This is a genomic window from Corynebacterium segmentosum, assembly GCF_900637825.1.
GTDB lineage: Bacteria > Actinomycetota > Actinomycetes > Mycobacteriales > Mycobacteriaceae > Corynebacterium > Corynebacterium accolens.
Map to the genome: position 1 here is coordinate 1,181,257 of NZ_LR134408.1, position 20,715 is coordinate 1,201,971.

General features: G+C 57.4%; 19 protein-coding genes and 1 tRNA gene. 11 read left to right on the forward strand and 9 right to left on the reverse strand.

The window, feature by feature from the left end; translation table 11 throughout:
• Nucleotides 1-25 precede the first annotated feature (25 nt).
• The 5 genes from EL217_RS05680 to EL217_RS05700 all read left to right on the forward strand — a co-directional run bounded on the left by EL217_RS05680 (nt 26) and on the right by EL217_RS05700 (nt 5,623).
• Nucleotides 26-937, forward strand: a complete 912-nt coding sequence (locus tag EL217_RS05680) for a pseudouridine synthase (RefSeq protein WP_126318986.1) — start codon at nt 26-28, stop codon at nt 935-937.
• A complete protein-coding gene (cmk, locus tag EL217_RS05685; protein ID WP_023030785.1) occupies nt 937-1,629 on the forward strand; it encodes a (d)CMP kinase in 693 nt (230 codons plus the stop codon). The genes EL217_RS05680 and cmk overlap by 1 nt, the downstream gene beginning before the upstream one ends.
• Nucleotides 1,626-3,209 (forward strand): ribosome biogenesis GTPase Der, encoded by a 1,584-nt coding sequence (der, locus tag EL217_RS05690; RefSeq protein ID WP_126318988.1) that lies wholly within the window; start codon nt 1,626-1,628, stop codon nt 3,207-3,209. The genes cmk and der overlap by 4 nt, the downstream gene beginning before the upstream one ends.
• Before the next feature lie 74 nt (nt 3,210-3,283).
• Nucleotides 3,284-3,952 (forward strand): GNAT family N-acetyltransferase, encoded by a 669-nt coding sequence (locus EL217_RS05695; protein ID WP_232018400.1) that lies wholly within the window; start codon nt 3,284-3,286, stop codon nt 3,950-3,952.
• 285 nt (nt 3,953-4,237) lie between these two features.
• Nucleotides 4,238-5,623 carry an anaerobic C4-dicarboxylate transporter gene (locus EL217_RS05700; RefSeq protein WP_005279282.1) on the forward strand — a complete coding sequence of 462 codons (1,386 nt, stop codon included), beginning with the start codon at nt 4,238-4,240 and terminating at the stop codon, nt 5,621-5,623.
• Here EL217_RS05700 and EL217_RS05705 read toward each other — a convergent pair whose 3' ends face one another.
• Nucleotides 5,624-6,439 (reverse strand): class I SAM-dependent methyltransferase, encoded by an 816-nt coding sequence (locus EL217_RS05705; RefSeq protein WP_126318992.1) that lies wholly within the window; start codon nt 6,437-6,439, stop codon nt 5,624-5,626.
• 37 nt (nt 6,440-6,476) lie between these two features.
• On the opposite strand from EL217_RS05705, the gene EL217_RS05710 reads away from it, so the two are divergent.
• Genes EL217_RS05710 through EL217_RS05720 form a run of 3 tightly spaced genes read left to right on the forward strand, consistent with a single transcriptional unit; the run spans nt 6,477 to nt 10,629 of the window.
• Nucleotides 6,477-7,910 (forward strand): ABC transporter transmembrane domain-containing protein, encoded by a 1,434-nt coding sequence (locus tag EL217_RS05710; protein WP_126318994.1) that lies wholly within the window; start codon nt 6,477-6,479, stop codon nt 7,908-7,910.
• Nucleotides 7,910-9,652, forward strand: coding sequence for an ABC transporter ATP-binding protein (locus EL217_RS05715; protein ID WP_126318995.1), 1,743 nt, complete (start codon nt 7,910-7,912; stop codon nt 9,650-9,652). The genes EL217_RS05710 and EL217_RS05715 overlap by 1 nt, the downstream gene beginning before the upstream one ends.
• On the forward strand, nt 9,649-10,629 hold the full coding sequence (locus EL217_RS05720; protein ID WP_232018199.1) for an alpha/beta hydrolase family esterase: 981 nt from the start codon (nt 9,649-9,651) through the stop codon (nt 10,627-10,629). The genes EL217_RS05715 and EL217_RS05720 overlap by 4 nt, the downstream gene beginning before the upstream one ends.
• On the opposite strand, the gene EL217_RS05725 is transcribed toward EL217_RS05720, so the two are convergent.
• Nucleotides 10,626-11,876, reverse strand: coding sequence for a site-specific DNA-methyltransferase (locus tag EL217_RS05725; protein ID WP_126318997.1), 1,251 nt, complete (start codon nt 11,874-11,876; stop codon nt 10,626-10,628). The two genes, EL217_RS05720 and EL217_RS05725, sit on opposite strands and share 4 nt — an antisense overlap.
• Before the next feature lie 161 nt (nt 11,877-12,037).
• Between EL217_RS05725 and EL217_RS05730 the strand changes: the two genes are divergently transcribed.
• The gene (locus EL217_RS05730) at nt 12,038-12,235 is read left to right on the forward strand and encodes an antitoxin (RefSeq protein WP_005279274.1); all 198 of its coding nucleotides are present in this window, start codon (nt 12,038-12,040) and stop codon (nt 12,233-12,235) included.
• 128 nt (nt 12,236-12,363) lie between these two features.
• Here the strand turns inward: EL217_RS05730 and EL217_RS05735 are convergent, their stop codons facing one another.
• The 4 genes from EL217_RS05735 to EL217_RS05750 all read right to left on the reverse strand — a co-directional run bounded on the left by EL217_RS05735 (nt 12,364) and on the right by EL217_RS05750 (nt 15,874).
• Complete coding sequence (locus EL217_RS05735) at nt 12,364-12,981, reverse strand: response regulator transcription factor (RefSeq protein ID WP_005282866.1); 618 nt, start codon at nt 12,979-12,981, stop codon at nt 12,364-12,366.
• Nucleotides 12,974-14,110, reverse strand: a complete 1,137-nt coding sequence (locus EL217_RS05740; protein WP_023028788.1) for a sensor histidine kinase — start codon at nt 14,108-14,110, stop codon at nt 12,974-12,976. Before EL217_RS05740 ends, EL217_RS05735 begins: the two co-directional genes overlap by 8 nt.
• Nucleotides 14,110-14,865, reverse strand: coding sequence for an ABC transporter permease (locus EL217_RS05745; protein ID WP_084539259.1), 756 nt, complete (start codon nt 14,863-14,865; stop codon nt 14,110-14,112). The genes EL217_RS05740 and EL217_RS05745 overlap by 1 nt, the downstream gene beginning before the upstream one ends.
• An 82-nt stretch (nt 14,866-14,947) precedes the next feature.
• Entirely contained in the window at nt 14,948-15,874 is a 927-nt protein-coding gene (locus EL217_RS05750) for an ABC transporter ATP-binding protein (protein ID WP_023017536.1), read from the reverse strand.
• Between the two features lie 96 nt (nt 15,875-15,970).
• Between EL217_RS05750 and EL217_RS05755 the strand changes: the two genes are divergently transcribed.
• Nucleotides 15,971-16,540 (forward strand): cadmium resistance transporter, encoded by a 570-nt coding sequence (locus EL217_RS05755; RefSeq protein WP_126318999.1) that lies wholly within the window; start codon nt 15,971-15,973, stop codon nt 16,538-16,540.
• 53 nt (nt 16,541-16,593) lie between these two features.
• Here EL217_RS05755 and EL217_RS05760 read toward each other — a convergent pair.
• From EL217_RS05760 to EL217_RS05770, 3 genes are all read right to left on the reverse strand, one after another.
• Nucleotides 16,594-16,667: transfer RNA gene (locus EL217_RS05760), tRNA-Pro, on the reverse strand.
• A gap of 76 nt (nt 16,668-16,743) precedes the next feature.
• On the reverse strand, nt 16,744-17,142 hold the full coding sequence (locus EL217_RS05765; protein WP_023017534.1) for a YchJ family protein: 399 nt from the start codon (nt 17,140-17,142) through the stop codon (nt 16,744-16,746).
• A complete protein-coding gene (locus tag EL217_RS05770) occupies nt 17,142-18,302 on the reverse strand; it encodes an alpha/beta fold hydrolase (protein WP_126319000.1) in 1,161 nt (386 codons plus the stop codon). Before EL217_RS05770 ends, EL217_RS05765 begins: the two co-directional genes overlap by 1 nt.
• Before the next feature lie 87 nt (nt 18,303-18,389).
• Between EL217_RS05770 and secA2 the strand changes: the two genes are divergently transcribed.
• Complete coding sequence (gene secA2 / locus EL217_RS05775; RefSeq protein WP_126319002.1) at nt 18,390-20,681, forward strand: accessory Sec system translocase SecA2; 2,292 nt, start codon at nt 18,390-18,392, stop codon at nt 20,679-20,681.
• Nucleotides 20,682-20,715 lie beyond the last annotated feature (34 nt).

The following is a 20,715-nucleotide window of genomic DNA, read 5'->3' on the forward strand; positions in this document are numbered from 1 at the left end:
ATCTTCGAGAGAAAAGGACACTTAAGTGACTCCTCCCGCTCGCCGTGACGGCACACCGGATAAGAAGCAGCGAGACAGCGATATCGTTGTCTCCAATGCCAAGCCGGCTCGTAATCAACACGTTTCCAAGAAAAAGCAGAAGGCCACTGCAGAATCGGTGGCGCGCGATTTGGGCGCTGACTGGCTGGTCGATGATGAAAAGCCCAAGGGCGAGCGCCTGCAAAAGGTCTTGGCTAAGGCGGGTGTAGCATCGCGCCGCCACGCGGAAATCCTCATTGATGCCGGACGCGTTGAAGTAAACGGCAATGTCATCCTCAAGCAGGGCGTTAAGGTCAATCCCGCCGTGGACGTCATCCGCGTTGATGGCGTTCGCGTCAACGTCAACGAGGACCAAGAATATTTCATCCTCAATAAACCCCGCGGAATGCAGTCGACGATGTCAGATGATCTCGGCCGTCCCTGCGTGGGTGACGTGGTTTCTGAAAAGGTTGCCTCGGGCCAGCGCCTATTCCACGTAGGCCGCTTGGATGCGGATACGGAAGGCCTGCTCATCCTCACCAACGATGGGGAATTGGCCAACCGCCTGATGCACCCCAAATATGAGGTGAAGAAAACCTACCTGGCCACGGTATTGGGCGAGGCCGATAATAAGTTGGTGCGCCAGCTTAAAGAGGGCATCGAGCTAGAAGATGGCCTAGCCAAGGCCGATTTCGTGCAGGTAGTGGACAAGAACCAGGGATTCTCTTTGGTCCGAGTCGAGCTGCACGAAGGGCGCAAGCACATCGTGCGCCGCCTGCTGAAGGAAGCTGGCTATCCCGTGCAGCGCCTGGTGCGCACCAAGCTGCACACGGTCCAATTGGGCGATATGAAGCCCGGCGGGTTGCGCGCGCTGAATTCCAACGAGTTGACGAGCTTGTACAAGGCGGTGGGGATGTAATGATTTCGAATATGCCTGATGAAGGCCTGATTCTCGCGGTCGATGGCCCCTCCGGAACGGGAAAGTCCACGACCTGCCGGGCCTTGGCCAAGCAGTTGGACGCAAAATACATCGATACCGGCGCCATGTACCGGGTGGCAACCCTTGCGGTAATGCGCCACGGCGTGGATCCCGCGGACAAGGAAGCGGTGATTTCCGCGACGGCGAACCTGCCCTTGGAGGTTTCCGATGATCCGGATTCCACGCAGGTGCTTTTCGATGGCGCCGATGTCTCCCGCATCATTAGGGAAGACGAGGTCACCCAGAATGTCTCCGCGGTATCTGCCATCCCGGAGGTGCGGGAGAACTTGGTGGCATTGCAGCGCACGCTGGCGCAACGCGCCCACCGCGCCATTGTAGAGGGCCGCGATATCGGCACCGTCGTGCTAGCCGATGCCCCGGCGAAGGCCTTTATGACGGCTTCCGCGGAAGTTCGCGCGCAGCGCCGGCACGATCAAAACGAAAAGGCCGGCATCGCCTCCGATTTTGAATCGGTACTGGCAGATGTGCAGCGCCGCGACGCCGCGGATTCTTCCCGCGCCACCTCGCCGCTTCGCCCAGCCGACGACGCCACTATCGTCGATACCTCTGACATGAGCCCGGAGGATGTCGTGCAGGCTCTTATCAACGTGGTTAAGGAGTCCCGCTCATGAGCAATAAAGATTTTGAGTCCCCAGAGGAAGAAGTCACGCAGTTCCATTACCCTGCGGGTAAGTTCGACGAGGAAACGGTAGAGACCTCGCCGGGGTGGGCTACGGACGATTTTGATGCCGAAGAATTCGACTACGACTTTGATGAGTCAGAATTCGGCGAGGCCGATTACGGGGATGACGAAGACCTAGAGCAGCCTCTCAGTGAGGACGAGTGGGAGCAGCTCTCGCAATCGCTGGGCTTCGCCGATGCCACCGAAGAAGCCCTGTGCACCGTCGCTATTGTGGGCAGGCCGAACGTGGGCAAGTCTTCGCTGGTTAATCGCTTCCTCGGCCGCCGCGAGGCCGTCGTAGAAGACCACCCTGGCGTTACCCGTGACCGCGTCTCCTATGTGGCGGACTGGAATGGGCAGCGCTTTATCGTGCAGGATACCGGCGGTTGGGATCCCAACGTCAAAGGCATGCACGCCGATATCGCCCGCCAGGCAGAACTGGCGATGGATACCGCCGATGTCATCGTGATGGTGGTAGACACCAAAGTGGGCATTACCGAAACCGATGAGGTTATGGCGCGCCGCCTGCAAAAGTCCCCGGTTCCGGTGATCGTGGTATCGAATAAGTTTGATTCCGATAACCAGTATGCGGATATGGCGCAGTTTTACGCCTTGGGCCTCGGGGACCCGTGGCCGGTGTCTGCACAGCACGGGCGCGGTGGCGCGGACGTGCTGGATGAGATCCTGCGCAGCTTCCCCGAAGAACCGCGCGAGACTTCGATTACATCGGGCCCTCGCCGCGTCGCGCTCGTCGGCAGGCCTAATGTGGGCAAGTCCTCGTTGCTCAATAAGCTCACCAGCGAGGAGCGCTCGGTGGTAGATAATGTCGCCGGCACCACGGTGGATCCCGTGGACTCGCTGGTGCAGTTAGATGAGCAGTTGTGGAAGTTTATTGATACCGCGGGCCTGCGCAAGAAGGTCAAGAACGCGCAGGGCCACGAGTATTATGCGTCCTTGCGCACCCGTGGCGTGATCGATGCGGCCGAGGTATGCATCATGCTTATCGATGCCTCCGAGGAGATCTCCGAGCAGGACCAGCGCGTGCTCAATATGGTGCTGGAATCCGGCAAAGCGCTGGTCATCGCGTTCAATAAGTGGGACCTTATGGACGAGGACCGCCGCTATTACCTCGACCGCGAGATTGACGAGCAGCTGCGGCACTTGCCGTGGGTAACCCGCGTTAATATTTCGGCTGAGACCGGCCGCGCCTTGCAAAAGCTGGAGCCTGCCATGATTGAGGCCCTAGAAAGCTGGGATCAGCGCGTGTCCACCGGCCAGCTCAATAACTGGATGCGTGAGGCGATTGCTGCCAACCCGCCGCCGATGAAGAATAATCGTTTGCCGCGCGTGCTCTTTGCTACGCAAGCATCGACCCAGCCGCCGACGATTGTTCTCTTTACCACTGGATTCCTCGACGCATCCTACCGGCGCTACCTTGAGCGCAAGTTCCGCGAGCGCTTTGGTTTCCACGGCACTCCAATCCGCATTGCCGTGCGCGTGCGCGAACGCCGAGGTAAAAAGCGGAAATAAGAGTTCACTGCGAAAACGAGCGAAGCCTTCACAACCGTGGGGCTTCGCTGTTTTTATCTATCTCATTACGCTCGGTGTCATTGGCAGCTAAGCTTGAAAGACATCAGATCATTGGCTTAGGCCCAGAAAGCAAGAAGGTAAATACGGTGTCACAGAAAATCGAGATCTTGCGCGGGCAACATGTCACTCTCAAGGCGTTGAGCGTGGACCATACTCCTGGACTAGCTGAGGCGGTACAGGACGGGGAGTTATGGAAGCGGTGGTACACCAAGGTTCCATCACCGAGCGAGATGGAAAAAGCCGTGGAAGAGCGCATTTCTTGGTATGACTCCCACGGGGCGCAGCTTTTTACGGTCTTTGATTCAGCCGGCACTACAGTGGGAATGACTGGGTATCAGGCCTTTGATCTGGGTAATAGGCGCTCACAAATCGGATACACCTGGTACAGGCAATCAGCGCAGAATACTGCGGTTAATGCAGACTGCAAACTGGCCCTCATGGGCCATGCATTTGAGCAGCTTGATTGCTTATCCGTGTTCTTCACCACCAACTCCTTTAACCGCGAAAGCCGCCGCGCGTTGGAATCCCTAGGGGCACATCTTGATGGAATCCTTCGTGGCCACCAGATACTCGATAACGGGTTAGTCAGAGATACCTGCGTGTATAGCGTGCTGCGGCATGAGTGGCCCGCAGTGAAAAATCACTTACAGTACAAGGTCGAATTAAAGTCCGGGAAGGACTAGGCCTGAGGAATCGACAACTAATAGTGCACAACATCTTTCGGGGTTGGCACGTGAGGTGTAGTTGAGCTTGTCTCGCCAGCAAAGCCGGAGCTTACTGTAGAGGCATCAGGGGGCCTCAAAACTACATAATTTTGCCGGTTAACCCGGTATTTTACCACTTAGGAGAGCAAAAGTGTCACCAACAATGGTGTGACACTTCGCTCTCCTTTTCGCTTCGGTGAAAGCATTATGGCGCCGATAGGATAAAACTTGTCAACCATTTACTTTCTGTTTGAAAGGCATGACATGTTAGCGAATGTGATTGCCCCGGATTCAGTCCTGGCTATCGTGCTTCAAGTCATAATCATTTTAAGTGCTTTGCTTTTGGGCACCCGCTATGGCGGGATCGGCCTAGGATTAATTTCTGGCATCGGCTTGATGCTGATGGTCTTCGTATTTGGCTTGGCACCGGGCGAGCCCCCCGTGTCGGTCATGCTTACGATCATTGCCGTTATCGGCTGTGCAGCCACACTGCAACAAGCACAAGGTTTGGAAGTGATGATGCAGCATGCGGAGAAGTTCTTGCGTGCTCATCCAGAGCGCATCACCATTTTGGCACCACTGACTACTTGGTTCCTTACCGTACTGTGCGGCACTGGCCACGTGGTCTACACCATGTTTCCGATCATTGAAGACATCGCGCTCAAAAAGGGAATCCGTCCTGAGCGTCCTATGGCAGTGGCCTCGACCTCGGCGCAGATGGGTATTACCGCTTCACCGGTGTCTGTGGCTACCGTTTCTCTTGCGTCGATCCTTGCGGAAAATGCTGGAGCTATCGACAAGGCTTATTCGATTCCGCAGATTCTTACGGTGGCGCTACCCGCGTCCTTGTGCGGTGTTCTTCTCGCCGCGTTATGGTCGCTGCGTCGCGGCAAGGACCTGGACAAGGATCCGGCTTTCCAAGAACGGATGAAAGACCCAGAGTTTGCCGCCAGCATCAATGAGAGCGCCGATTCGCTCATCGGTAAGGAATTTTCCCGCGAGGCTAAGCGTTCAGTAGTCGTTTTCCTTGTCGCTATTGCCTGCGTGGTCCTCCTCGGCGCCTTCGAGTTCCTGCGCCCACTGGTTCCTGGTGATGACGGCGAGCTGAGCCCTGTATCCATGAACCTAGTCATCCAGATGGTCATGCTCGTCGCCGGTGCCATCATCCTTCTTAGCTGCAAGGTAGATACTAAAAAGATTGCATCTACGCCAGTATTCAAGGCCGGCATGACAGCTGTATTTTCCGTCTTTGGTGTTGCGTGGATGGCAGATACGTTCTTCCAATCCCACATCGATGCACTGGAGACGAACTTGGGCTCTGTCGTTGAGGCGGCCCCTTGGACCTACGCCGTCGTGTTGGTAATTGTATCCAAATTGGTAAATTCGCAGGCTGCTGCACTGGTAGCAATTGCTCCCATTGGCTTGCAATTGGGCATTGACCCGGCTGTCATCGTTGGTTTCTACGGTGCGGCTTATGGTTACTTCATCTTGCCCACGTATCCTTCCGACTTGGCCTGCATCGGCTTCGATCGCACGGGTACGACGCGAATTGGCAAATACGTCATCAACCACTCGTTCCTTATCCCCGGAGCGATCTCCGTATTTACCTCCTGTGTGGTCGGCTCCCTCTTGGCCCAGGTTCTCCTGTAATCAGTCGCGAGACTTCGACTCCCGTACCAGCACGAAAGCATCCGTGCGGTACGGGATGTGCAGTTTTTGGCCGGCGGAAAAGCCCATGTGTTCGTAGAGGTACCAGTTCAGGTTGTGGGTCATGCGCTCGTGGATGGCCTCGTTATTTCTGAGCCAGTACGAGCGGGTGTGCATGAGTTGGTGGAGCTGTTCTGGGGTGAGTTCGTGGGTCCAGCTTAGACGGACCTCGCGGTCTAAGGTCCAGGGTGCTTTGTATTCGGGATAGAAGCCTGGCTTATGCACGTCGCCGGAGTGCATGATGCGGCTTAACCGAAGGATCCAGGGATCCGCGTGTACGTCGAGGGTATTCCACACTAAAAGGACGCGCCCGCCCGGCGCGAGGATGCGGTCCAGCTCGGCGGAAGCGGCGGCAACGTCGACCCAGTGCCAGGTTTGGGCGAGGCAGGCGGCGTTGAGGGAGGCATCGGCAAGCGCGGTGTGCTCGGCCGTGGCGCGGATGATGGGAACGTCTAGGCGGCGGTGGAGCACGCGGGCCATATCTGGAGATGGCTCAACCGCGAGCACGCAGGGATTGGTGAGGGACTCGGTAAGTTTGCCGGTGCCGGCGCCGATATCGGCAACGCGGTGGGCTCCGGCGATGAGCTCAGCAACCTCGGGCGGGTAATGGGGGCGGACATCCTGATAGGTGTGGGCGCCGCGGTGGAAGGCGCGCGCTGCCTGGGTGCGCTGGGGATCGGTGCCAAAGGTAGGCTTCTGCTTTGCAGAGGGATTGCGGTAGCTGGGGAAGTGCTGGGGGTTGGGGTGGCGAGTCGACATAGGCTATCTAACCTACCGGGAATTAGAATGGCTTGTTATGGCAACACTTCCAGAACCATCAGATCGGCGGTGGTTGCTGAAGACTGTCTTCTCCCGGCCTGGGATGACCATCCCAGCGGCCGTGTGCATGGCTATCTCCTTCGTACTCAACGGCACAACGCCGGTCATCGTGGGCTATGCCATCGATGAAGCGGTGGTGGAAGGATCGATAGGGCGACTGTGGTGGTGGCTTGCACTTCTGGTCCTGGCCTTCGCGGTTAATGCTATTACCGGGTGGTGTGGCCGCGGGCTCAACGCGCGCAGCATGCTGGTTATCGGCCACGACGTGCGCATGGCCATCACGGATCGGATTATGGATCCCAAAGGGATGGGCGGGCCGAAACGCACGCCAGGGGAGTTATTGGCCATTGCCTCGACCGATGCGACCCGTGTGCAGAACGCGGTGATGATGACGGTGTTCCCGGTGGCGGAGATTACGTCGATCATTTATGTCGCGGTGATGACCAGCCGGGTGAATGTGCCGCTAGGCGTGGCCATTTTATGCGGCGGCCCCATCGTGGTGTGGGGATCGCTGCGCTCGGCTGGTCCCTTGCGCAAGCGCTCTGGTATCCGGCAAGAAGCATTGGGCCGGGCGAGCGCGACGGCGACGGATATTGTCCATGGCCTGCGCATTATTAAAGGGATCGGTGCGATAGGTACCGTGCGTAAGCGTTATGCGGGTGATTCCGATGCCGCCTACGAGCGAACCGTTGAAGCCAATGCGGCGCAGGCAGGATTGAATGCTTCTACGGAGGCGCTGGGCTCGATTTATGTCATCGCCGTCGCCGTTGCCGCCGGCTACCTGGCGCTGGATGGGCAGATGAGCATTGGTGAGCTCATTATGGTAATTGGCCTTACCCAATTCATCATTACCCCGATGACCATGCTGGGAAGGAATATTGCCTCCCGGTGGGCCGCGGCGCAGGCGAGTGCGCAGCGAATCGTGGGCCTGCTGGGCGCTCCTGGACTTCCCGAGGACGCCGCACCACAGGTTCCTGCGCTGCGGCCAGGGGTGACCGCCATCGATGGACATGCTCCGGAAGAACTGCGAGACCTACCCCGGGAAAAATTCATCGTCGTGCCACATGAGGTCATGCTGTTTGACGGGACCGTACAAGACAATATTCATCCGGATGCGGATACGGCCGCACGGGCTTTAGAGGTGGCCGCGGGCGAGGATATTCCCGGTGGGCTGGACCGCGCGGTGGGTGAGCGCGGAAACAATTTGTCCGGCGGCCAGCAGCAACGAGTCGCGCTTGCGCGTGCTATAGCCGCGGATCCAGAGGTGCTGATCCTTTCTGATCCCACCACAGCGGTCGATTCAGTTACCGAGCAAGACGTAGCTCATCGCGTTGCGGGCTACCGGAAGGACAAACCCACCATCGTCTATACGTCGGCGCCTGCTTGGCATGCCGTGGGGGTGGAGTCCTAATGCGTTTTCCCACCGCTACGTGGTCACAGGTGCGAGAGGTTGTGGCGCAGCAACTAGCAGTTATCCCGAACGCGCGTCGCCGCGCCCTTATCGCCGTGGTGTTTTTGATCGCCGGAGCAGCGGCCAATGTCACCATCCCGATCCTGCTTGGCAAAATTGTTGATGCCGTTACGACGGGCGCCAGCATCGCCCTCCTTGGCGTCGTGCTTATCGGGGTTGCCGCCGCGTCTGCCGCATTATCAGCGGCGGGGTTCTACGTCCTATCCCAGCTCACCGAGCGAGTCATCGCTTCTCTGCGCGAGGATATGGTCTCTACGGCGCTCGGCCTTCCCACGCACCGCGTCGAGGACGCCGGAACCGGGGACTTGGTATCGCGTTCTACTGATGACGTGGCAGAGCTATCCGCCGCGGTCACAGAGACGGTCCCCGTGCTGGCGAAGTCCATTTTTGCCATTGCCTCAACGGGGGTGGCGCTGCTTACAGTGGATTGGCAATACCTCGTGGTTATCCTTGCCGTGACCCCTCTGTATTTCTTGGCTGGCCGGTATTACTTGCGGCGTGCCCCTGACAGGTATGCCGCAGAACGCGCCGCCATGGCGGACCGCGCCCGCCGCCTTTTGGAGGCAATCCACGGCAGGGAGACGGTGCGCGCATTTCGCATGGAAAATGCGATGCACGATCGAATCGGCGCGGCTTCAACGCGTGTGGTGGAAGAGGGATATAACGCGCGCCGGACAATGATGGTACTCCAGGCTCACCTCACCGGCATTGAATTGGTCTTATTGGGCAGCGGTTTGGCGGTAAGCTTTTGGGTGGTGCAGGCCAATGCGCTTACCGTTGGTGCGGTCACCGCGGCGATGTTATTGCTCATTCGCCTGCGCGGGCCGCTGATGGGGCTAATGCGCGTGCTAGATACGGTGCAATCTGGGTATGCGTCATTGGCGCGCATTGTGGGCGTGGTCATCAATCCGCCCCGACCTGTGCCGGATAGCGGTGCACCGAGGGGCGATGGCAGCGTTGATATGCGGGATATTTCCTTCCGCTATAGCGATAACTCTTGGGCCGTCGAGGGACTCAACCTTACGATTAAGCCGGGTGAAACGGTTGCCCTCGTCGGGGCGTCTGGCGCCGGGAAATCCACCGTGGCTGCGTTGCTCGCGGGCTTGCGCGTCCCAGATCAGGGCACCGTGCTTGTCGATGGCGTCGAGGTTGCCCTGCTTTCCGATGCCGAGCGTATCCAGCGCCTCGCCCTCGTCTCCCAGGAGGTGCACGTCTTTTCTGGGAGTTTGCGCGAGGATCTTGCACTCGCAGCGCCACAGGCCACCGATGCGGAAATGGTTCAGGCCCTACGCCAAGTGCAGGCTGACTGGTTTTTCGATCTGGAAGCGGGCCTCGATACCATCGTGGGCGCGCAAGGCATGCCGTTGGACCCGGTGGCTGCGCAGCAATTGGCTCTTGCCCGAATCGTGCTGCTGGATCCCCGCATTATTATCTTGGACGAAGCCACGGCGGAAGCAGGCTCGGTGGGCGCTGAATCCTTAGAGGATGCCGCAGAATCTGTGATGGAGGGGCGGACCGCCTTGGTGGTTGCGCACCGCCTGGATCAGGCCTCGCGCGCCGATGCCATCGTGGTCATGGACAATGGCCGGGTGGTAGAACAGGGTGGCCATTTAGAACTGCTAAATTATGGGGGCCGTTATAAACAATTATGGGCCGCTTGGCAGAAGGGACGAACATCATGAGACGGAGGCCGGTGCGCGCTGCGTTGAGCACCGCAGTCTTGTGCTGCGTGGCGGCGCTGGGCGTGTCATGCGCAAATAACGAGGAAGAATCAGGCTCGGCGGCACGCAGCGAAAGCACGCAATCGCACGGTTCGGCTGCCTCGCAGCTCGGGATTCCTACCTCCGCGCCGCTCAGTGGCCCGGAACCAGGATCGTATACGACGATTAACCTTCCGTCCGGGCGCTCCTTCATCCTCAGCGTGCCAGAAAAGTACACGTCCCAAAAACAGTGGCCAGTGGTCATGGCATTTCACGGGTGGGGGCAGTCAGCGGAAAACCTGCGCGGCTATTCCCGCCTCGATGCGGCGCAAGCCATCACCGTATTTCCCACGGGCAAGAAAAAGGCATGGAGCCCCGCCCCGTACGCGGAAACCAGCGGGAGCGAGGACAAGAAATTCGTGCTCGATATCCTCGATTCCCTCCGCGCGACCTACAACGTCGATGATTCCCGGCTTTATGCCACCGGCATGTCCAACGGCGGCGGTTTTGCTGCCTACCTGGCCTGCCAGATGCCCGGCATCTTCCACTCGGTCGCCACCATTTCCGCTGCGTATTATGAAGACATCCTGAAAGACTGCGCCCATGAACCGGTAGGGCGCCTCGATATGCACGGCACCGATGACCCCGTCGTGGGTTATTACGGCGGAACCCGGCACAAGACCAAGTACTTCTCGGTCGAATCCGTCCTGGAGCAAGACCGCAAGCGCAATAAATGCTCGGAGAAGGTAGACACCAACCGCTTGGTCAATAATGCCCTCGATTTGCATTGGCGGGGTTGTTCCGCACCGCTGGAGCATATCCGCATCGGTGGCGGATCCCACGTGTGGCCGGGTGGTCTTGGAGACAAAAATAATGAAGTAGGAAAGTTCTTCGCCACTGACCGAGTCTTGGACTTCTTCGGCATTCCCGGCAGGCCCGACGGCACCCGCGAAACTTAAGTCGCGCGGTAGGTCCGAAAAGAGGACCCAAGCACGGATCGCACGCGCTCTACGCAAATATCCGCCACGCTGAGAAAACCTGCCCGGTGCGCCGCACTGTTCGGGGCAGTGGGCTCTGGAATTTGCACCAAATGAAAACTGCGCCCGCCCTTATCTTCTCGGTTGAGTTCGATGACCGCCTGCGCCGTGGTGCCTGAGCCTGCGAAAAAGTCGAGCACACGGGCATCGGGCCCGCCGCCAATGGCGATGAGATGCTTGATAAGGCGCACCGGCTTGGGGAAATCAAAGATTCCCTCCACGCCCATGACCTCTTCTGCGTCGCGGCGTCCGGTGCGCGTTACGCCAAACCTCTGTCCATCGAGGATGGATCGCGGCCGCGCCCCTGCCTTTTGATAGTTCTTGGTGTAGACGAATCCGCGCCGAAAGACCAACTCATCGTAGCGTTTTTCCACCATGTCCTTGCCCCATCGCCAGCGCGCTACCTGGCTGTGTCCAGCCGGTTGGTCCGGCCAGTGTTGCGTGCCATCGGGTGAGGCAATGGGAAAATCCAGCGATGGCAGGTACCCCAGGGTCTTAGAATCAAGGCGCACCAAGGAGTATTTGCCGCGTTCATCCTCGTGGTTATATTTGGTGCTGGTGTAGCCCTCTGCATCCAGGTTAAATCCAGGGTTATCCGGGTTCTTGGCATAGCAGAGGATGTATTCGTGTTCTACCACCGCATACTTGGAATCGTTTTTCCCAGTGCCGGCCTTTTTCCAAATGAATTGCCCGGCATAGCAGCCCTCACCAAAGACCTCGTCCAAGACCTTGCGGGTATTAGCAGCCTCGTCCTCTCCGATGGAGACGAATATAAAGCCGTTTTCTGCCAGCACCCGCCGCGCCAGGATGAGCCGCGGCAACATCATGGACAGCCACTCGGCGTGCCACTGGGCATAGCTACCTGAATTCACCTCGCGTCGCGCGCGGTAATTATCGCGGTAGACAAAGTCCCGGCCGGTGTTATACGGCGGGTCGATGTAGATGACATCGAAGGTCTCGCCCGTGGAAGCCCAGTGCTGTAGAACCGCCAGGTTATCGGCCAAATAGATGCTATTGGGGGAGTCGGTTACGCTGCTTAACGCAGCATCGATCTCGAACTCGGCGGTTAGGGGAGCCTCTGCTGCCGCGCGCGCGGCCTGCTTGCCAGGCCACACCAACCCAAAGAATTCCGCGGCGTTGCCATCTGCACTAGGGCTAGTGTGCGTCATTTTCTGCCTTTTCCGTGCGAGCTGGTCATTGATCTCATTAACGCTATCACTTTAGAACTTCTGACAACCTTTGGTGGCGAAGTCTCGACAGCGTCGTTATCGTGGGCAGTGTTGCCGGATGCGGCAATGGTTAGATGAAGTAAACAACGAAAGGATTAGCAATGGGTATCTTTGACAAGGCAAAGGAAGCACTGAACTCCGAAAAGGGCGAGGAAGTTACCAAGGAAGGCCTAGACAAGGCCGAGGACTTTGCCAAGGACAAGCTGGGCGAGGACAAGGCAGACCAGGTAGATAAGGCCCGCGATGCCATTGATGACAAGCTCGGCACCAATAATGACGGCGACGACGAGAACAAGTAGTTCTCGCCCTAGTTTCTAATTAAATATCGCTTAAGCCCCGTTCCAGACAGGAGCGGGGCTTAAGCCTATGTCTATGGCCGATTTTTCTGGAATACGCGGTCCGATTGGACTGGTGAAAAATGCGCTTTTTAAATCCAACCCTGAGTTTGGGCTTTCGTCGCAGCCTCATAGCGATTATTTGCATCGGTTTTTGTCATGATACTGGACACGACATTGCGTACACTGCCTGGACTAAGATGCACTTTGCGCGCCAGTTCTGAGGAAGTCACCCCAGATAATAAAAGCCGCGCGATTTCTCGTTCCCGGGGTGTGAGCGGGTTGTCCGGGGTAAAAAGACTTTCTCGTGCTAAGGCAGGATCGATCACCCGCAGCCCAGCCTTTACTCGGCGAATTGCCTCCGCGAGTTGTTCTGGGGGAGTGTCTTTGACTATGAATCCAGCGATGTCAGCATCAATAGCACGTTTTACATAGCCGCCACGGCCAAAAGTAGTAACGATGAGGCATTTGCATGGACCGCCGGAGAGCTCTTCAGCTACGTCTAGACCGCTCTTTCCAGGCATCTCAATATCGAGTAGAGCTACCTCCACATTGTGCTTGGCAACGAGCCCTGCAACCTCGTTGCCCGTTGCGCATTGAGCAACTACCTCGATATCTGGTTCGGTAGCTAGGAGAGCGACAAGGGCACCGCGAACCAATGATTGATCCTCCGCGATGAGGATGCGGATGGGTGGAGATGTATCAGCCATCGGACTCCACTTCACTGTCTAAGGGTAGTAACTCAGTATCACCATTCATAGTAATCAGCGCTACGGTGCGGTCGTCCTTCCTCATAATAATCAACTTTCCGCCGCTGTCCTTCATTCGCTTGTGCAGCCCGTGTAGCCCGCCACTTTGGTACTGCTTTTTCGGATCGAAGCCGCAACCGTCGTCTACGACTTGGAGCTTATTTTGGGTTATGCTAACCCAGCAGTTCTGTGCTCCTGAGTGGCGAATAACGTTAGTGGTGAGCTCACGTAATGCCCAGGAAAAGGCGGCGTCATAAAGTCCTACGGCTTGGACGTTGGCAGGAAGATGCGCTTGAATCCCTGTAGTATCGAATGCTCGTCGTGCTGCCTGAACTTCTCCTTCGAAGGTCGGCATACGCATCCGGGTAACTGTGGAGCGGACTTCTGCCAAACTCTTACGGGAAAGGTCACTTATTTCTTGAAGCTCGTTTCGAGCTCGAGTTGGATCTACGTCTACTAGCCGCTGTGCCAACTCAGATTTTAAATTGATGACGGTAAGCGAGTGACCGAGCAAATCATGGACGTCTGTGGCAATGTCTTCACGTTGGCGAGCGAGATCGAGTTGATGCTCTAAATCCGTGCGCGAGTCTTCTCTTTGAGACATTGTGCCTAGCAACACCAGCAAAATTGGCCAGCCGAATATCACAATGAATGTCCCTAAGAGGTCCTGCGAATCGACGCTCCATAAGGCACCTGTGACTACGAGTCCGGTAAGAAGTACCCATAATAATGCCCGACGCAACGGTAATTGAAACCCGAGGAAAGCAGCTAGATAGGGCACAAACGTCGTAGCATAAACTCCGAAGAAGGGTATGGAGATAAGTGCTATGAGCGCTAAGGCAGACCACCGAGCGGCCAAGCGATAACGTAAGTTCCAGCCCCGCGGGTAGTAAGTCACTGAACCAAAGCTGAAGAAATATAGGGCGCTGAAAGCGATAACACAGGCAGTGGAACCTAGGCGCTGCGTAGCGTCCACACCAGGCTGAGCGAAACTGAGAATTAAGCCGAAGAGCAGAAATATAAGCCAAACGCTAGCAAACACCGCATTATTTGTAGCGAATCCCTTGAAGGGCGAATGGAATGAATCCATTACATTCGTGATTTGTCGCGGTGGAGCAGCATTGCGCAGGCTCCGACGAAAATTGCGGTCCATACGGCGAAGTTTAGTCCCGCGCTCCACAAGGAATGGTTAACCGTGCCATCGGCATCATTGAGCAGTTGCATCCCTTCTGCCAACGGCCATTGAGCCAGCACTACTGGGCCAAAAAGGGGTGTAAAGCGGGCAAACGCCATAAGTGAGGAAGATAGGGGGATAAAGACATTGGCGGCGAACAGCAGGAGGACAATAGAGGAAGAAGCAATGGCCACGGAGTTATCCGTCGGTAAAGCAAGTGCCCATATCATCCCATATAAGCCAAAGGGAATAGAGACAACAACGCACGCAAGAAAGGACAGAACCCATTGGTGGGGCTCCATGTCAGCTTTAGTTAATGCACCAGTGAGAAACACTGCTGCAATGGGGAGCAGAGCTTGCAATGCTATGGAGGTGATATTCGCCCAGAAGATCTGGTGAGGGCGCAGCGGAGTAAGCGCTAGTTGGCGTCTCCAACCGGATCGAGCATCAGTGACTGAAGCAGCAGCGGCTCCCACCGCACCGGCGACGCCGCCGTACAGGGCCATGCTGATCATTTGGAGAGCTGCAAAGTTACCGTTGTGAATGGGAAGGTTGCCAAAGTCCATTAGTGTGCCGAAAAGTAAATAGAAAAATACCGGCAAAATGGTGGTGAAAAATAGCGGGGCGAGGTTGCGGCGTAGCCGGAGGAAATTGTACCCAGCAAAACGCATTGTGTTACTAAACCCAGGCGCGGTGGAACTATTAGACATGGTTGGAATCTTTCGTTTGGGGGCTGGCGGGAGGAGAATTGGGTTAGCTGTGCTCATCGGTGAGCGCGAGGAAAGTATTTTCCAGACTATGAGCTCTAATGGTGAGGTCATAGGCGCCTGTGTGGTTAAGAAGATGGCGGGCCAGTGAATCTGAATCTGAGGTAGTCATTTGAATGTGATCTCCAGTGCGGGTGACTTCGGTAACGCCTGGTAGCGCACTCATTGGAGGGATACTGCCGTCAAATTGGGCCGTAATTCTTCGGACCTCGCCGCGGCTACGTATATCAATTACCTTGTCATCGGCCACAACTTCCCCTTTGTGCAAAAGCACTATCCTTTCAGCAAAATTGTCCGCTTCTTCGAGATAGTGTGTCGCGAAGAAGATGGTGCGACCGAGTTCAGCCTGGTGCTGCATGGACGCCCAAAAATCCCGGCGAGCGCCTGGATCCATACCGGCAGTCGGCTCGTCAAGGATGAGGATCTGCGGGTCACCGAGGAGCGCAAGCGCGAAACGAAGACGTTGTTGCTCGCCGCCGGAGCACTTGCCCACTCGTCGAGACAATATCGGTTCTAAGTTGGTGTGATGTGCGACCTCGCCAATGTCTAGGGGCTGGGCAAAGGTAGCGGAAATCATCTTTAAGGTATCGCTTACGGTGAGCTCGGGGAGAAGACCTCCGGATTGGAGCACCGCTGCTAGCTGTGCGTTGTTGATCGCTTCCTGGGGGCTTTTGCCTAGGACTGTGACAGTGCCGGAAGATGGTTCGGTAAGCCCCAAGATGAGGTCAATGAGTGTGGACTTTCCAGCGCCGTTGGTACCTAGCAACGCTACGATTTCCCCGGGGGCGATGGAGACTGATACGTCATTAAGTGCTCGCACTGAATGCGAGGAATTTGCTGCGAAGACTTTTTCTACGTCGCGTACTTTAATCGCTGGTGAGGAAATTGAGCTTGGGGTGCGTGTCGTTTTCATGTTTTGCACTTAACCAGGCTTGTGTTCGTAATAGCAGGAACTGTGTCACTAGGTTTCCATGACAATTGTCATCGGTGGATGCGTTAAGCTAGCTGGGTGCTTACTACTCTCGCATCCGCAATCGTCTTATTCATCGTCACCAATATCGACGATATCGTTGTTCTCTCGCTATTCTTTGCCCGTGGCGCGGGCAGGAAGGGCACGACTAAAACCATCCTTTTGGGCCAGTACCTGGGATTTTTGGGGATCCTCGCGGTCTCCGTGGCACTTGGTCTGGGACTTAGCGCCATCCTTCCGGAAAACTGGATTCGCTTTTTCGGGCTTATTCCCCTGGCCATTGGCCTCTGGGCAGCCTGGGAGGCTTTTCGCGGGGAAGACGACGATGACGTTTCTGGAAAGAAGCTCAGTGTCGCTGCGGTAGCCGGGGTCACGTTTGCCAACGGCGGCGATAATATCGGTGTGTACCTGCCGGTATTTACCACGTCTGCGCCGGCAGACATCGCGGTGTACTGCATCGTATTCCTCGTTTTGGTCGCCGGCCTTGTAGCGGCCGCGAAGTTCGTGGCCACCCGGCCAGCCGTAGCAGAAGCACTAGAGAAGTGGGAGAGCGTTTTATTCCCCACGGTGCTTATCCTGCTTGGTCTCGCCATCCTATTTGCGGTGTAGATACAGAAAATCCCACGGCCGTGGAGGTGATTCCATAGCCGTGGGACAATTTGTCGGGCTAACAGGATTTGAACCTGCGACCCCTACACCCCCAGTGTAGTGCGCTACCAAACTGCGCCATAGCCCGGCGTCGCATTATTTGTTGCGACTGCCCTAGATTACATCAGGATAATTCCACAGTGAAATCTAGGCCGTGACCTGCATTAAAGCTCGCCGGTGGAATAGACCCAAGCGCCATTGAGGCGCCGGAAAGATGATCGCTCCCGCTGGGAGCCCACTGCCTCGCCCTTGTAGAAGGCCTCAAATTCCACGATGCCTTCATCGTCTACAAGACCACCTCGCTCGGTATCGAGGATATCGAGGCGGTAGAACCTGATGGGGGAGTCAGCCAAGTCCAATGAGCCCGGCCGAGTCACCGGATCCCAGGTGCGCAGGAGGTAGTCCTCATCGCCGCTGACGAAGGCGCTAAACCGCGAACGCATCAAGGCCTCGGCGGTGGGAGCTTTGGCACCGGCATGGTACTTACCGCAGCATTCGCCAAAGCTCAGCCCGCTCGTGCAGGGGCAGCGGCGGGAACCGGCGATGGGGTTGAGGGCCACCATTAGTTGGCGTCCACGACATCGGTGATGGTGGCGCCGGCGGCCATGCGCTCGACGTCGGTATCGCGTGCGGCCGCACGCAATGCATCGATATCGGAATCGCTCAAGGAGCCTTTTAGTTCGATGCGGCGCTCGAAGGAGGTGGTACCGGTCTGGGTGATGGTCACGTGGACATCGTCAAGCGCAAGCTTCTTGCCGGCCTCCTTGATGGCCTGGGTGGAAGCAGATGCAAGGGCAGACATGAGCAGTCCGGTTGCGGTAAAGCCCTTGCCCTTGCCGCCTTCCTTTTTGGTGCGATCCGCGGTCACGGAGTGATCATTGTGGCGGACCACAACGCCGAATTTGGTGCCGGTAGCGGGACGGGCAACGGCGGCATCCGTGCCCACTTCCTCAGGGTCATAGTCGGGAACGATAAACTGCCGCGACCAAGCACCGATCAGATCAGCGGCGCGGGCCGCCGTACCCTGTTTCGTGAGCAGGTGATCGGCCTTATCCAACGAGACGAGGGACTTGGGGTAGCGGGTCATGCGGAAGATATTTTGCGCATTGTCGATGCCCACCGTTTGGTCGATGGGGGAATGCAGGGACAAGAGGGGCTTGCGCAACCGCGGTAGATATTCTTCCGGATTGGTTTCTGCCAAATCCTCCAGGAATTTGCGCGAAATGGTCAGGGCCCTGCCGCCCAAGACGACCTCGACCTCACCATTAGCGTCTACCTCGCCGATCTTATCCGCGTAGTGCAGCACGGAGTGCGCGGGATCGAAGGGGGCGCCGATGGTGGCCACGGCGCGAATCTTTTTCATTGCCGTGGCGGCCTTGAGCACCGCTGCGCCGCCCAAGGAGTGACCAATGAGCATCTGTGGTGCGGAATAGTGTTCTTCTAGCCAGTCCGCGGCGGCGCGGATATCGTCGACATTCTGGTTAAACGTGGTGTCCGCGAACTCGCCTTCTGATTGCCCCAAACCGGGAAAATCAAAGCGCAAGGTTGCGATACCGAATTCCGTTAATTGCTTCGAGGTGCGGGCCGCGCCAGGGGTATGGCGCGAGCCGGCAAAGCAATGCGCGAAGACGGCGAAGGCGAGAGGGGGAGCATCAGGAAAGTCGATGGTTCCTGCCATCTCGGTTCCTCGGCTGGACGGCAGCTTAACATTGACGGATTGCATGGCACCTACAATAACGGCCCCATAAGTTCCAAGCCAGATGAGGTTGACTAGAGTCGTAGGCAGCCAGCCCCTAAAGGAGGAATTGTCGTGGGAGCATTCGATTGGTTCTGGAAAGCGATGGGCTCGCAAAGCGAGCGAAACGATAAGAAATCCAAGGCCATCGTGGATGAAGCTCGCTCCGCCGCGGAGAAACTCGCACAGAGCGACGATGCTGCCGTGGCTCAAGCCGCCCGCGATGCGGTGCGCGGCGGCGAGGTCGCAGACAAGGCGCAATTCCTCGGCGCATTAGCCGTAGCATGCGAACGCACGCTGGGCTTACACCCGTTTACCGTGCAATCGCAGGCTGTATTGCGCCTGCTTACCGGTGATGTCATTCAAATGGCTACCGGTGAGGGCAAAACGCTCGTTGGCGCGATGGCAGCAACGGGTTTCGCGCTGACCGGAAAGCGGGTCCACGTCGTGACGGTCAATGACTATCTAGCCAGCCGCGATGCCGAGTGGATGCGACCTGTCGTGGAATTTTTTGGCCTGCAGGTAGCTTCCGTGACGGAAGGCATGAGCGCGGATGAGCGCCGCGTTGCCTATGCGCGAAATATTATTTACGCCCCCGTAAATGAACTGGGGTTTGACCTGTTGCGCGATAATCAGATCACCGAACGCGCACAGACAGTGCAAGCTCCTGGCGATGTCGCCTTGGTAGACGAGGCCGATTCTGTCTTGGTGGACGAGGCCCTCGTGCCGCTGGTGCTCGCCGGAAATCGCCCAGGTGAGGCGCCCACGGGGCAAATTACCAATGTGGTCTCCCGACTGCGGGAGAACCACGAGTACGTTATCTCGGATGATGGGCGCACGGTGCAGCTTACCGATGTCGGTTCCGCACGCGTGGAGCGCGAGCTCGGCATCGATTCTCTTTATTCCGAGGACAATATCGGCACCGTCCTCGTGAAGGTCAACTTGGCGCTGCACGCAAAGGCGCTGTTGATTCGCGATATTCATTACATCGTGGTGGATGGCAAGCTGCAGCTAATCGATGCCTCCCGTGGCCGCGTCGCCGATCTACAACGCTGGCCCGACGGGCTGCAGGCGGCGGTAGAGGCCAAAGAGGGCCTGGAAGTCTCAGAGGGCGGTCGCATCCTCGATACGATTACCCTGCAAGAACTCATGCGCCGGTACCCGCTGGTCTGCGGAATGACAGGCACTGCGGTAGAAGCCACCGACCAGCTGCGGCAGTTTTATGACCTGCACGTCTCCGTCATCGATCGGAACAAGCCCTTGCGGCGCTTCGATGAGCAGGACCGTATTTTTGCCACCATAGGGGAGAAGTCGGCGGCCATCGTCGAAGAAATTGCCCGCCTGCACGATGCTGGTCAACCAGTGCTTGTGGGAACCCAAGACGTGGCGGAATCAGAAAATTTGGCTGAGGCCTTGCGCGATAGAGATATCGAAGTCAATGTGCTCAACGCCAAAAATGACCGCGAAGAAGCACAGATTGTTGCTGAAGCCGGCGATGTGGGGCGGGTAACCGTCTCCACACAAATGGCCGGCCGCGGCACCGACATCAAGCTCGGTGGCGCAGATGAAACGGACCACGATGAGGTGGCCGAGCGCGGCGGCCTTGCTGTGATCGGAACCTCTCGGCACCGCACCGCGCGGCTTGATAACCAGCTGCGCGGGCGTGCAGGGCGCCAAGGAGACCCAGGCTTGGCGCTATTTTTCGTCTCGCTGGAAGACGACGTGGTGCAACAAGGCGGAGCTGGGGAAAAGGTCAGCGCGCAACCTGGCCCTGGCGGGCTCATCGAATCCAAGCGGGTGCAGGACTTTGTGGCCCATTGCCAGCGGGTAACAGAGGGCCAATTGCTAGAGATTCACGCCCAGACCTGGAAGTATAACCAGCTCTTGGCGGATCAGCGCATCATCATCGATAAGCGCCGTGCAGCGCTATTGGACACAGACCAGGCGTGGCAGGAACTAGCCGAGCGCGCCCCAGAGCGGGCGAGCGAGCTTGCGGATCTCCCGGAGGCAGTGCGAGTTCAGGCGGCGCGGGAGATCATGCTGTATCACTTGGACATGGGCTGGGCCGACCACCTTGAGCTGCTGGATGATGTGCGAGAATCCATTCACCTGCGCGCCATCGCGCGCGAGACCCCGATCGATGAATATCACCGCATTGCGGTGCGCGAGTTTAAGGACTTGGCGCAGCGGGCGGTGGATCAGTCAGTAGAGACCTTCAGACAGGTGCCTATTGACTCTGAGGGGGCACACCTTGCAGACTCAGGATTGAACCGTCCAAGCGCAACGTGGACCTATATGGTCTCTGATAACCCCCTTGCGGGGCAGGGAAATTCCGTGTTGAGCGGCATCGGAAACATTTTCCGGTGAAATAATTGCCCACTGAGAGATCACAGACTCGGAA